14 protein-coding genes and 1 pseudogene are annotated in these 12,532 nt (G+C 68.6%); 7 read left to right on the top strand and 8 right to left on the bottom strand.

Annotated elements, in window-relative coordinates; translation table 11 throughout:
• Window positions 1-59 precede the first annotated feature (59 nt).
• From rplQ to EV648_RS03785, 5 genes and pseudogenes are all read left to right on the top strand, one after another.
• Window positions 60-614: pseudogene (rplQ, locus tag EV648_RS45030) on the top strand (50S ribosomal protein L17); the annotation flags it as partial.
• A gap of 296 nt (window positions 615-910) precedes the next feature.
• Window positions 911-1,648 carry a tRNA pseudouridine(38-40) synthase TruA gene (locus EV648_RS03770; protein ID WP_370452690.1) on the top strand — a complete coding sequence of 246 codons (738 nt, stop codon included), beginning with the start codon at window positions 911-913 and terminating at the stop codon, window positions 1,646-1,648.
• A complete protein-coding gene (locus EV648_RS03775; protein WP_132284931.1) occupies window positions 1,641-2,261 on the top strand; it encodes a class I SAM-dependent methyltransferase in 621 nt (206 codons plus the stop codon). The genes EV648_RS03770 and EV648_RS03775 overlap by 8 nt, the downstream gene beginning before the upstream one ends.
• 16 nt (window positions 2,262-2,277) lie before the next feature.
• Window positions 2,278-2,799: a SigE family RNA polymerase sigma factor gene (locus EV648_RS03780; protein ID WP_241994850.1), complete on the top strand. Its 522-nt coding sequence runs from the start codon at window positions 2,278-2,280 to the stop codon at window positions 2,797-2,799.
• Window positions 2,792-3,556: a hypothetical protein gene (locus EV648_RS03785; protein ID WP_132284935.1), complete on the top strand. Its 765-nt coding sequence runs from the start codon at window positions 2,792-2,794 to the stop codon at window positions 3,554-3,556. The genes EV648_RS03780 and EV648_RS03785 overlap by 8 nt, the downstream gene beginning before the upstream one ends.
• Here the strand turns inward: EV648_RS03785 and EV648_RS03790 are convergent, their stop codons facing one another.
• The gene (locus tag EV648_RS03790) at window positions 3,557-4,576 is read right to left on the bottom strand and encodes a hypothetical protein (RefSeq protein ID WP_132284937.1); all 1,020 of its coding nucleotides are present in this window, start codon (window positions 4,574-4,576) and stop codon (window positions 3,557-3,559) included. It lies immediately after the preceding gene.
• 5 nt (window positions 4,577-4,581) lie between these two features.
• Window positions 4,582-4,995, bottom strand: coding sequence for a hypothetical protein (locus tag EV648_RS03795; RefSeq protein ID WP_132284939.1), 414 nt, complete (start codon window positions 4,993-4,995; stop codon window positions 4,582-4,584).
• Window positions 4,996-5,066: 71 nt separating this feature from the next.
• Here EV648_RS03795 and EV648_RS03800 point away from each other — a divergent pair, with 71 nt between their 5' ends.
• Complete coding sequence (locus tag EV648_RS03800; protein ID WP_132284941.1) at window positions 5,067-6,749, top strand: ABC-F family ATP-binding cassette domain-containing protein; 1,683 nt, start codon at window positions 5,067-5,069, stop codon at window positions 6,747-6,749.
• Window positions 6,750-6,783: 34 nt separating this feature from the next.
• On the opposite strand, the gene EV648_RS03805 is transcribed toward EV648_RS03800, so the two are convergent.
• The 4 genes from EV648_RS03805 to EV648_RS03820 are packed head-to-tail and all read right to left on the bottom strand — an operon-like array spanning window position 6,784 to window position 9,621.
• A complete protein-coding gene (locus EV648_RS03805) occupies window positions 6,784-7,329 on the bottom strand; it encodes a GNAT family N-acetyltransferase (RefSeq protein ID WP_132284943.1) in 546 nt (181 codons plus the stop codon).
• Between the two features lie 59 nt (window positions 7,330-7,388).
• Entirely contained in the window at window positions 7,389-7,970 is a 582-nt protein-coding gene (locus EV648_RS03810) for an ABATE domain-containing protein (RefSeq protein ID WP_132284944.1), read from the bottom strand.
• A 29-nt stretch (window positions 7,971-7,999) separates the two neighbouring features.
• Window positions 8,000-9,031 (bottom strand): hypothetical protein, encoded by a 1,032-nt coding sequence (locus EV648_RS03815; RefSeq protein WP_241994851.1) that lies wholly within the window; start codon window positions 9,029-9,031, stop codon window positions 8,000-8,002.
• 26 nt (window positions 9,032-9,057) lie between these two features.
• On the bottom strand, window positions 9,058-9,621 hold the full coding sequence (locus EV648_RS03820) for a TetR/AcrR family transcriptional regulator (RefSeq protein WP_132284946.1): 564 nt from the start codon (window positions 9,619-9,621) through the stop codon (window positions 9,058-9,060).
• A 129-nt stretch (window positions 9,622-9,750) separates the two neighbouring features.
• Here EV648_RS03820 and EV648_RS03825 point away from each other — a divergent pair, with 129 nt between their 5' ends.
• Window positions 9,751-10,188 carry a nuclear transport factor 2 family protein gene (locus EV648_RS03825; protein WP_132284948.1) on the top strand — a complete coding sequence of 146 codons (438 nt, stop codon included), beginning with the start codon at window positions 9,751-9,753 and terminating at the stop codon, window positions 10,186-10,188.
• 105 nt (window positions 10,189-10,293) lie between these two features.
• Here the strand turns inward: EV648_RS03825 and EV648_RS03830 are convergent, their stop codons facing one another.
• The gene (locus EV648_RS03830; RefSeq protein ID WP_132284950.1) at window positions 10,294-10,755 is read right to left on the bottom strand and encodes a DoxX family membrane protein; all 462 of its coding nucleotides are present in this window, start codon (window positions 10,753-10,755) and stop codon (window positions 10,294-10,296) included.
• A gap of 236 nt (window positions 10,756-10,991) precedes the next feature.
• Window positions 10,992-12,278, bottom strand: coding sequence for a citrate synthase (locus tag EV648_RS03835; RefSeq protein WP_241994852.1), 1,287 nt, complete (start codon window positions 12,276-12,278; stop codon window positions 10,992-10,994).
• Window positions 12,279-12,532 lie beyond the last annotated feature (254 nt).

Consider the following 12,532-nt stretch of genomic DNA (forward strand, 5'->3'; position numbering starts at 1 on the left):
CACCGCAAGGCCCATCCCAAGGTCCGACCCGGGCCTGAGATTTTCTGGAGTCAACAGAGATGCCTACCCCTACCAAGGGATCCCGCCTCGGCGGCAGCCCGGCGCACGAGAAGCTGATCCTCAGCAACCTCGCGACCTCGCTGTTCGAGCACGGCTCGATCACCACCACCGCGACCAAGGCCAAGCGCCTGCAGCCGCTGGCGGAGTCGATGATCACCAAGGCCAAGCGTGGTGACCTCAACTCGCGTCGTCAGGTGATGAAGCGGATCCGCGACAAGTCCGTCGTGCACGTGCTGTTCACCGAGATCGGTGAGCGGTTCGCGGACCGTCCGGGCGGTTACACCCGGATCACCAAGCTCGGCCCCCGCAAGGGCGACAACGCCCCCATGGTGAAGATCGAGCTGGTCGAGGCCCTGGCGGACTCGCCGAAGGCCAAGGCCGCCGCGAAGAAGGCCACCCCGGCCAAGAAGGCGACGGCGAAGAAGGCCGCCGCCGAGGACGAGGCGAAGACCGAGGAGGCCGAGGCTCCGGCCGAGGAGACCAAGGTCCAGGACGTCGTGGCCGCCAAGTACGAGGGCTCCGCGGCCCCGAACGAGGACGGCTCGGCGCCGGAGGGCTTCGACATCAAGGGCAACGAGAACTCGATGAAGTACCACACCACCGAGTCGCCCTGGTACGACCAGACCGAGGCTGAGGTCTGGTTCCAGACCGAAGAGGCCGCCGAGGCCGCCGGCTTCACCAAGGCCGGCGAGACCGAGGACAAGTAACACCTCGCAGTCGCTGTCAGCGCCTCTCCACTTTCGAGTGGAGGGGCGCTGCTGCGTTAGATTGCCCTGTGCGTTGGCGAATTGACCTGAGGTACGACGGCACCGGTTTTCACGGCTGGGCCCGTCAGACAGCCCTCAGGACCGTGCAGGAAACCCTCGAGGAAGCGCTGCGGACCGTACTGCGGCTCCCGGAGCCTCCGGTGGTTACCTGCGCCGGGAGAACTGACACAGGAGTCCATGCCCGTGGCCAGGTGGCCCATGTGGACCTGGACACCCCTGTGACCGCCAGAGACCTGTTCAGGCGGCTCAACGGCGTACTGCCGGAGGATGTGGCCGTTACGGCGGTAGGGGAGGCTCCGGAGGGCTTCGACGCCAGGTTCTCCGCTTTGTCCCGTCGGTACGTCTACCGCGTCTGTGACGACCCGGCAGGCTGGGACCCGCTGCGCCGCCAGGAGGTACTGCGGGTCGGCAGGCCGCTGGACGTGGGCCGAATGAACCAGGCTGCTTCCGAGTTACTGGGCGAGCACGATTTCGCCGCCTTCTGCAAGAAGCGCGAGGGGGCGAGCACCGTCAGAGCCCTGCTGGACTTCTCCTGGGCCCGGGTGGCTCCCGGCCTTCTGGAGGGCACAGTGATCGCCGATGCCTTCTGCCATTCGATGGTGCGGGCTCTGGTGGGCTCGATCATCCCGGTGGGCGACGGACGCCGTGAGGTGGACTGGCCCGCCAGTGTGCTCGCCGCGCGCGTGCGGGACTCGGCAGTGACAGTGCTGCCCGCGCACGGGCTCACCCTGGAAGAAGTGCGCTACCCAGCAGACGAAGAACTGGCCGCGCGGGCCGTGCAGTCCCGCCAGGTCAGGGGAGAGGTGTACCAGCGTGGCTGACCACTACTTCTCGGCGGAGCCCACCTCGGCCGACGTACGGCGTACGGTCGAGGCGCGGATCTGGGGGCGCGAGTACACCTTCACCACGGCGACCGGAGTCTTCTCCCGGGACCGCCTGGACCTCGGTACGTCGGTCCTGCTGCGCGAGGTGCAGCCACCCAGCGGCGGCGGGACGTACCTCGACCTCGGGACGGGGTACGGGCCGATCGCCTGCGCACTGGCCGTGGAGGCTCCGGAGGCCCAGGTGTGGGCGGTCGACGTGAACAACCGGGCGCTCGAGCTGACCGCCGAGAACGCGAAGGCCGCCGACGTCGCGGACCGGGTGCACCCGGCGCTGGTGGACGACGTACCGGCCGACCTGCGGTTCGACGAGATCTGGTCCAACCCGGCGATCCACATCGGCAAGCCCGAGCTGCACAGGATGCTGCTGCACTGGCTGGCCCGGCTTGCCCCCGGCGGCGTGGCATGGTTCGTCGTCGGCAAGAACCTGGGCGCGGACTCGCTGCAGCGATGGCTGACGGAGCAGGGGTACCCCTGCGAACGAACGGCCAGCGCGAAGGGTTTCAGGGTTCTGCGGGTGACTGCAACGAATGAGGCTCCAGCGCCGTCCTGAGGGTATGGAGGCAGCCTTGGCGGCAGCAGAGGCGCACACCGGCGCGATCGACTTCGAGCTGTGGGTGACGGAGAAGTCGGACGCGCTGCTGCGGTTCGCCTACATCCTCACCGGTGACGTCACGCTGGCCGAGGATGCGGTCCAGGACGCCCTCACGACGGCCTGTGCGCGCTGGGGCCGGGTCAGCCGGGCCGACGACCCCGAGGCGTACGTGAAGCGGATGGTGGTCAACGCGCACATCTCCTGGTGGCGCCGCTTCCGCCGCCGCGAGGCACCGGCCGCGGAGCCCACTCGAACAGCACCGGCCTCGCCGGATGGCACAGCCGCCCGGGCCGACGCGGAAGCCGTTTGGGCCCTCTGTGCGACCCTCCCGGACCGGCAACGCGCCGCGGTGGTGCTGCGCTTCTACGAGGAGCTCTCGTACGCCGAGATCGGAGTACTGCTGCATTGTGCGGAGGCGACAGCCAGATCGCACGTCCACCGGGCCCTGGGGGTCCTGAAGAACACGCTGAGCAGGGAAGGAGCCGAGGATGCCTGAACCGGAGTACGGGCCTGAGCAGGAACTCGGCCCCAAGATCGCCGACGCTCTCCAGACCAAGGCGCACACCGCCCGTGGGCTGCAGGCTCGCGGACTGGCTCAGGTGGCGCGTAAGCGGGTTCGCCGCCGCCGGCAGACGTTGATCGCTGGCTCGGCGGCTGTGGTGGTTGCCCTGTCGATCGGTGGTGTCTGGGGTGCCATCGGCGGTCCTTCGCCGGTCTCGACGAGCGCCGACAGCAGCAGCGCCGGGGGTGCGGGCGACGCTGACTCCAAGGAGGCGGCGCCGTCCTTGCCGGGTCCGGCCTGTCCGGAGCAACACCCGATCCTGACGGCCGGCAGTCACGAGGCAGTGCCGGCCGGTGTCGGCCTCGATGTGGAACTTCCGGTCTACGGGCTCCAGGCGTGCCGCTACCGGCTCCTGGCGGGCGACACGATGCTGCTGGGCGCGGCGACCTTCAACGCGACCACGGCCCAGCAGGTGGTCGACGCCATCAAGGTGCTCCCCGAGCGGAACCCGACGCTGCCCGTCTTCAAGTGCACGCCGGACACGGCCCGTCCGTCGGAGGCGATCGTCCTGCGCTTCGACACCAGGCTCGGCATCCGCGAGATCTGGGTCGGCTACGACGGCTGCTCCTCGGCCGGCTTCTTCACCGGCTCGCGCACCTTCGGCCTGTACGCCGCCCCCCTCAAACTCTTCATGACCGGCACGGTCCGCCCCACCGGCGGCACCTACCTCGACCACCTCAAGGGCTGGTAGCTACTCCAACGACTGCCCATGCCCCCGCCTGCTGTTCAGCTGCCGCACGTTGTCCGGTACCGCGCCGTCCCCGCCACTCGCCCGGAAGGACGCGTCAGGCGGCGTCTGCCCACCCAGAAACTTCCGCAGGTGGTCGACCTCAGGATCAGGGGCTGCCTGGTTGATCGCCTGGTCGCGGTGCCAGTCGCGGTAGTGATTCTCGATGCCGGTTGTTGAGGTGCTCAAGGCGATCACCGCGCGGCCGGCACTCTGGTGACCGGCGATGCTCTTGGCCACGTCGGACTGGAGTTCGCTGCCTTGCGCGGCTGCGACATCTGCCAGGTGTGGCCGCATCGCCTGGACCAGTTGGGTTCTGACCACCTCCCGATGTTCGGCGGGCATAACGTCGCCCAGCCGCTCGTCGATCACCATGTCGGCGACGGCTGCCCAGCGGTCGGTTCGGTCCGCCTGCTCGAGGCCTTCGCGTACCTGGCTCTGGGGCAGGCCGGAGACCGCTGCCGCACCGCGAATCAGTTCGTCGGACGCCGCTGTGTAGGCCGGATAGGAGTCGATCGACTCGGTGCTGAGCAGTCCCGGCTGCGCGCGGTCCATGCCGATGTCCTGGATCACGTCGTCGACGTTCTCGTGCGCCCAGGTCTCGGTCAGCCCTTCCTCCAGCGCCAGGGTGTCGGGGGAGTAGACCGGGGTCGCGCCGGGAGCACTGTCATCCCCGAGCGTGTTGCTCAGGTGCTTGGCCTCATGGACCACGGTGAGGACAGCATCCCGCGCATTGACCAGTTCGTCCTCGGTGAGCGGTCGGCCGGCGGTATAGGCCTGGGCGACCGGTTTGAGCACCCTGTCGACGTTGACAGTCATCCCACCGTCGTCCATGGCACTCCCGCCGGCGTTCGACCGCGTTTCCTCGTACAGCTCGCCGTTCCAGCGCGACGCGGTACCGGACAGCTTCTCCACCGACCGGACGACGCCGGCTACCCAGAGGTACTCGTTGCTGTTGGGTGGTACCGGTCGACCCGCGCTCATCCGGCCTAACTCTGCAGGTGGTCGATCAGCCGGACCAGCGGGCTGTTGAGCCTGCGGATCGCTCCGGCCTCGCGGACCGGCGCCTCGTCGGCGAGGGCGCCGATCTGCTCGATGGTCCGCTCGAGCTGAGGTATCCGGGTCCCGGCCGGTCCGTCGCCATTGATCGCCCGGGCGAACAGGACCTGGGCCTGCTGGAACTGCTCGCTGCTCGCCTTGGCGGGACCGGCGAGCAGGCGGGGCAGTTGGCCGGCGCGAAAGCGCGCGCGTTCGCGGCCGCGCTCGTCCTGGACTTGTTCCGCCAGGTTGCGCAGTCGCTCGCCCTCGGCCTGCACCACGTCGGGCGTGGCGCCCTTGAGGTCGGACAGCAGCCGCCTCATCTCGGCCTGGAAGGTCTCGTAGTCGACCGGCTCGTCGTTCATCGGGCTCCCTGTTCGCTCGGCGTAGACGATAACGGTTCGCGGTCGCACGGAGCGCCGGTCAGACTGGGGGTATGGGTCATGTGGATGTCGCCGGGATCGGGTTCGAGTTGCCGGACGGGCGGGTGTTGCTGGACGACATCACGTTCCGGGTCGGGGACGGGGCCAAGGTCGCGCTGGTCGGCGCGAACGGGTCCGGGAAGACCACGCTGACCAGGATCATCGCGGGCGACCTGAAGCCACACAGCGGGAGCATCGGGCGGTCCGGTGGGCTCGGCGTGATGCGGCAGTTCGTCGGGTCGGTGCGGGACGAGACCACCGTCCGCGACCTGCTGCTCGGTGTCGCGCCGGAGCGGATCCAGACGGCCGCCGCGAAGCTCGACCAGGCCGAGTTGGCGATGATGGAGGCCGACGACGAGAAGACCCAGTTGCGCTACGCCCACGCCGTCTCCGAGTGGGGCGAGGCCGGCGGGTACGACGCCGAGGTGCTGTGGGACGTCTGTACTACGGCCGCCCTCGGCATCTCCTTCGACAACTGCCGGTGGCGCGAGGTGAAGACGCTGTCGGGTGGTGAGCAGAAGCGGCTCGTGCTGGAGGCGCTGCTGCGCGGGCCGGACGAGGTACTGATGCTCGACGAGCCGGACAACTACCTCGACGTGCCCGGCAAGCGCTGGCTGGAGGAGCAGCTCAACGCCACCCAGAAGACGGTGCTCTACATCAGCCACGACCGTGAGCTGCTGGCCAACACCGCGACCCGGATCGTCACCGTCGAACTAGGGGCCGCGGGCAACACCGCGTGGACCCACGGCGGCGGTTTCCGGACGTACCACGCGGCCCGCGAGCACCGGTTCGAGCGGTTCGAGGAGCTCCGCAAGGTCTGGGACGACGAGCACGCCAAGCTGCGCGCGCAGATGCTGATGTACAAGCAGAAGGCGGCCTACAACTCCGACATGGCGTCACGCTACCGGGCGGCGCAGACCCGGTTGCGGAAGTTCGAGGAGGCCGGGCCGCCAGAGGCGATCCCGCGCGAGCAGAAGGTCAGCATGCGGCTGACCGGCGGCCGCACCGGCAAGCGCGCGGTCGTCTGCACCGGCGTCGAGCTGACCGGCCTGATGAAGCCGTTCGACCTCGAGGTCTGGTACGGCGAACGCGTGGCCGTCCTCGGCTCGAACGGCTCGGGCAAGTCGCACTTCCTGCGCCTGCTCGCGAACGGCGGTTCCGACCCGGACATCGAGCACCAGCCCGTCGGGGAGGTGGCGATCCCACCGGTCGCGCACACCGGCAACGCCAAGCTCGGTGCGCGCGTGCGGCCCGGGTGGTTCGCGCAGACGCACGAGCACCCGGAGTTGGTCGGCAAGACATTGCTGGAGATCCTGCATCGCGGTGACGACCACCGCGAGGGCATGGGCCGCGAGCTGGCCTCGCGAAAGCTGGATCGGTACGAGCTGGCCCACGCCGCCGAGCAGACCTTCGACAGCCTGTCGGGCGGTCAGCAGGCGCGGTTCCAGATCCTCCTGCTCGAGCTGTCCGGCGCCACGCTGCTGCTGCTCGACGAGCCAACCGACAACCTGGACGTGGAGTCGGCCGAGGCGCTGGAGGAGGGCCTGGACTCCTTCGACGGCACAGTGCTGGCCGTCACCCACGACCGCTGGTTCTCCCGCGGCTTCGACCGCTTCCTGGTCTTCGGCAGCGACGGCTCGGTCTACGAGTCCCCGGAGCCCGTTTGGGACGAGGGCCGAGTAGAGCGCGCTCGCTAGTCGCAGTACTGCGGCATGGGCTGCTCCCAGCTCGCTAGACGGGCTGGGGGCGGTCCACGCGGTACACGTAGTGAAGTGGGTCGTCGATGGGGTTGTCAGGCTCCATCGGGCCTTCGGCCACGCGGCGGAAGCCGGTCCGCTCCAGCGCCCGCCAGGACGGCCGATTGCCGGCCACCACCGCGACCATGATCGCGGCCGAGTCCGGGTACGCCGACCAGGTGTCCGCGACGATGGCCGCGATCATCGCGGTCCCGATGCCCTGACCCGTGAGCCCGGCCTCGCCGATCAGGTAGTCGATCGTCGCCGTCTCGGCCGGTACGTCGGTCAGCGCCTCGAACTCGGTCAGGTACTCCGGATAGTCGCGCAGCTTGCACCGCTGGATCAGGCCCACCGGGAGATCGTCCCGCAGTACCAGCAGGTCCTCCGACGGTTCACCGCCGTCGGCGCTCGTCCCGAAGTCGCGCTCGACGGCCTCCGGGCTCGTCTCGTGGTTCCACCAGCGCGCGACGTGCGGGTTCGCCAGCCACCCGGCCAGCAACGGGAACTCGGCACGGGTCAACCGGCGGAAGCTGTAGCTCATGTCCCCTCCTGACAGCTGCTGACGCCAAAACCATAGATCAACCGTCAGCCTCACGCGCTCTATTTGCTGGTACGGCGCCGGTAGTACCGCGCTTGGCGGGCTCGCTGGCCGCAGGAGGGATCGCAGAATCGCCGTCGCGGGTGGGTCTTCACGAAGAGCATCCGGCAGTCCGGACCGAGGCAGCGCACCACCTCGTCGGGTCCGGCTGCGAGGGTGATCGCGTCGGTGGCCAGCTCGGCCAGTAGGCGCGTCGTGCCCGTGGTCGACGAGTTCCCGACGGCGACTGGGGTCTCGCCGGCACTCCATTCCAACTGCAGCGAAGAGTGTGCCTGAGCAGCGCATTCGTTGAGGGCGGCGATCGACTCGTCGCCCGGGTGTTCTCTGTCGGCGAGCGCGGCGAGCACCCGGTGGACGTGATCCCGGAAGTCCCGCACCCGTCCCGCATCCCGAGTCGGCACGAAGACCGGCCGCGCGGGTTCCCCGCTCGCATCCACCTCGCCCTGGAGTTCGGCGTACGAGGTGAACCAGCCGTTGAGGAGTTCGGCCGAGGCCAGGTAGTCCAGGATCACGCCGCGGTCGTCGTACCGCGTGTTCGCGAATTCGACCACGAGCGGCTCGGTGCCCAGCAGTGGATACTCCACGCACTGACGATAACAAGAACCTCTTGCCGTCAGACGCTGAAGCACCAGCCCTGGCGATAGGCGGCCCAGTGCTCCGGCGTAGCGGTGAAGTCGACGTACAACGCCAGCCCGAAGTTCTCCCGTCCGGCCTTCCCGAGCCCCAGCCGAGCGCCGCGCACGGCAGCCGCCACCGTCTCCGCATGGCCCCAGTGCGACGGGTTGCTCTCCCAGTACGCCGGCAGTCCCATCAGCAGGTCCACGTTCGGGGGAGTGACCTCGAGTGCCAGCTCGGTCTGGCGAGCCACGTAACCGCCGTACAGGGACTCGGTCGGCATCGCGGTGTCGTACGACATCACCGCGACCTGCTCAACCCGCCGGGCGACCTCGCCGAAGTAGTCCTGCGACCACCACTTGCCGTGCCCGGCGATGGCGATCGTGGCCTTGTCCAGCCCCGGCGCCGGGCTGATCTGCGCGGTCGCCACCGACAGCGGAACGTCCCGGGCGGCCGTCACCGCGCGCACCTGGTCCAACAGCGCCAGGAACCCCTTCGAGCCCGACCACACCGGCTCCACGTCGAAGTGGATCCCGTCGAAGCCCTGGTCGAGCACCTGAGTGGAGGTGGTGGTCACCCGGTCGCGGACCGCCGGATCCTCGAGATCCATGCCGGGCTTCTTCTCCGGTTGCAGTACGTCGCCGAGCCACGCCTGGACCCGGATGTTCGGCATCGCCTGGTGCACGGCGTCGGTGAACCAGCGGGCCCTGGGGGAGACCTTTGCCAACGGCAACGTCCCGTCGTGCTCCATCGGCCCGGTGTGCACGTAGAGATCGCGGACCCCGGTGTCCTTGAGCAACGCGGCCAGCGACGCCACATCCGCCGCGGACTTCCTGCCGTCGACCCACGCATGCCCGAGCCAGACCGCGTCCTCGCCGCGCGTCCGGGCGTCCACCGACGGATCACCCGTGTACTCGAGCCGCAGCGACACCGCCAGCACCCCCAACGGCAACGGAATCACCAACACGAACGCCAGTACTGCGACCAGCAGCACCTTCCGCCGGCGCGACCACCCCCGCCACCTCGCCACGAACCCGCGCGGGCTGGCGCCGGGCGTCACGGAGTACGGCCCGGGCGCAGGCCGTCGTACAGGAGGGCGAGCATGCGGTCGCGGACGGGTGGCTCGAGGCCGACCGCGGTGGCGCCGCGGGATGCGCCGATCAGCAGCGCGTACACCTCTGGCAGGGCGGCGTCGGCGCGGACGTCTCCGCACTTCTGTGCGCGTTCGAGCAGTTCCCCGAAGGCCTCGCGCAGTCCCAGTCCAGCCTGCTTGGCGTCCTGGCCGACGGCTGACTTCGCAGCGCCGAGGGCCTCCGCGATGGCCAGCTTCGACGCGGATTCCGAGACCACCTGGCTGAAGAAACCGTAGAAGGCCGCGCCTGGATCGTCGTCACCCGCCAACTCGATCGCGCGATCGCGGAGCCGCTCCAGCCGCCGGGTGAGCACGGCCTCGAGCAGTTCGACCTTGGTGGGGAAGTGCCGGAAGACGGTGGCGATCCCGACGTCAGCGAGCTTGGCGACCTCGTCGGTGGACGCGGTCGGCGACTGCCCGAAAACTTCCTCGGCCGCGGACAGGATCCGGGCCCGGTTGTCCCTGGCATCGGCTCGCAACGGCCTCATCGCACTCCTCGCTCGTGGTCGGCAACGACAGCCTAGGAGACGCCGGCCAGCGCTCCCGGGTTGTAAACGGAGTTGCGACTCCATATATTCGGAGTCACAACTCCGTTTAATCTCGTGGAAGAGGACCAGATGACTCCGACAGATGTGTTCCTGCGGCTCGTGCACGGCGTCGCCGACCGCGACTTCGAGGCGCTACCCGTGCTGTACGCCGAACAGACCGACGTCCGCCACCCGATGTCGCCGTACGGGGACCACCCGCTGCTCAGCCGCGACGCCCTGCGCGAGCACTTCGGCGCGACCGGGCCGCGTGTCGGCGAGGTGGTGAAGTTCCAGCCCGCCAACCTCCGCATCCACGAGACGAGGGATCCGGAGGTGATCGTCGCGGAGTTCGACTACGCCGGCACCGTGATCGCGACGGGCGAGCCGTTCACCGTGCCCTGTGTCTTCGTACTCCGCGTCCGCGACGGCCTGATCGTCGAGTCGCGCGACTACATCGACCAACTCGCGATGGCGAGGGCCAGGGGCCAACTCGACGAGCTCCTCGCAGCCCTGAAACCGGCAAGCTGAATCCCTGGGAACCGTGCGCCGGGACCGCGGCGTCGTAGTCGCCAGAAGCGCACAGAACGGCCCCGGTTCGTGGCGAAGATGCCGGACCGGGGCCGTCCCCAATGCTCAAATGCTGAGCCTCTTCAGCGGTGCCGCGGCGAGCGCCTTGGCGGCGATCACCAGCCCGGCCGCGGCGAGCACGATGTCCTTGAACACGTACTGCGCCTCAAGCGTGGGCGTCCCCGGGAACAGGTCCCCGAAGAAAAGCACCAGCGGCGACATGATGCCGACCAGCGAGAAGCCGAGCACCAGCAGTCCGGTGCGCAGCAGCTTCCCGGTGACCAGCGTGATCCCGATGAAGCACTCCATCACCGCGGTGAGGAGCAGTGCGGACTGCCCGCTGATCACGCCGAGGGTGAGGGTGTCGATGGTCCGGATCACGAGCGCCTCCGCCGGGCTCGCGCCGGGGAAGAACTTCAGGATCCCGAAGGCGAGGAAGACCAGGCCCAGGCTGATCCGCAGGATGTCGATGCTCCGCCGGCCGAGCCAGCCGGTGATTCTGTTGCCTTTGACAAGTAACGCGTTCATGGTCGCTTTCTCCCGTTCGCAGCTGATGACCACTTCAGCGTCGCGGTTTCGGGCCCGTCACCGCGTCCGGCCGGCGACGGCACTGCGACTACCCCAGCCGCGGTATTACGCCGTACCGGGGACTCGCCCGTACGGCGTACCGGCCAGGGTTGCCCTGATGCCCACGGGAGCAGACGGTGGGAACGCGAACGGCCCCCCGACAGGTGTCGAGGGGCCGTGAAGGTGGAGCGGACGGGTCAGCGGTCGCCCATCGGGACGTACTGCGTGCCGCGCGCGCCGGTGTAGATCTGCTTCGGCCGGGCGATCTTCTGGTCGCTGTCGCCGAGGCTCTCCAGCCACTGCGCCAGCCAGCCCGACGTCCGCGGGATGGCGAACAGCACGGTGAACATCTCCGGCGGGAACTGCAGCGCCTCGTAGATCAGGCCCGAGTAGAAGTCGACGTTCGGGTAGAGCTTGCGGGAGACGAAGTACTCGTCCTCCAGCGCGATCTTCTCCAGCTCGACGGCGATCTTCAGCAGCGGGTTGATGCCCGTCACCTCGAACACGTCGTCGGCGGCCTTCTTGATGATCTTGGCGCGCGGGTCGTAGTTCTTGTAGACCCGGTGGCCGAAGCCCATCAGGCGCTCGTCGCCGTTCTTCACGCCCTCGATGAACGACGGCACGTTGTCGACCGTGCCGATCCGGCGCAGCATCTTCAGCACCGCCTCGTTGGCGCCGCCGTGCAGCGGGCCGTAGAGGGCGGCGATGCCGCCGGTGACCGCGCTGTACGGGTCGACCTGGGTCGAGCCGATGGCCCGGACGGCGTTGGTGGAGGCGTTCTGCTCGTGATCGGCGTGCAGGATGAACAGGATCTCCAGGGCGCGCACCAGCCGGTCGTCGGCGGCGTACTTCGGCTCGCTCATCTTGAAGAGCATCGAGAGGAAGTTCGCCGCGTAGCTGAGCTCGTTGTCCGGGTACACGTACGGCTTGCCCTGGGCGTGCCGGAACGCGAAGGCGCCGAGCGTCGGCATCTTGGCGATCAGCCGGCGGATCTGCAGCGCCCGCGACTCCTCGTCGAAGATGTTGCGCGACTCGGGGTAGAAGGTGGACAGCGCACCGACCGAGGCGAGCAGCATGCCCATCGGGTGCGCGTCGTAGCGGAAGCCCTGCATGAAGGTCTTCAGGTTCTCGTGCACGAACGTGTGATACGTCACGTCGTGCGTCCAGGCCTCGAACTCGGCCTTGTTCGGCAGCGAACCGTTCACCAGCAGGTACGCGACCTCGAGGTAGTTCGACTGCTCGGCGAGCTGCTCGATCGGGTATCCGCGGTACTCCAGGATGCCCTTGTCGCCGTCGATGAAGGTCACGGACGACCGGGTCGAGGCCGTGTTGACGAACCCGGGGTCGTAGGTCGCGAGACCCCCGTCGCCGTCGGTTGCGCTGATCTGCTTGAGGTCTGCGGCACGGATGGTGCCATCGGTGATGGCAAGGTCGTAGTCCTTGCCGGTCCGGTTGTCCCGGACGGTGAGCGACTGTTCGGTCACAATGCCCTCTTCGGAAGCTGGCGCCATCGCCTGGTGAGTGAGGGTTATCGTCGCCGGCGGGACGCGGATCGGACTGCAATCTTCACCGCTAAACTAGTGCGGTCCTCAGCCGCTTCCAAGCCGGGGTCCCCTGGTGGCCTGGGCTCACTTTGACCCCGGGGTGTCCGCGCCGGTATTCTGGGCTGCTGTTGTGCGTTCCTGGTCCTCGCCGGTGTGTTGCGGGCCCGCTCGCCGACGTACCAGTTCTGTTTTTG

Source organism: Kribbella sp. VKM Ac-2568, from assembly GCF_004345365.1.
Lineage (GTDB): Bacteria > Actinomycetota > Actinomycetes > Propionibacteriales > Kribbellaceae > Kribbella > Kribbella orskensis.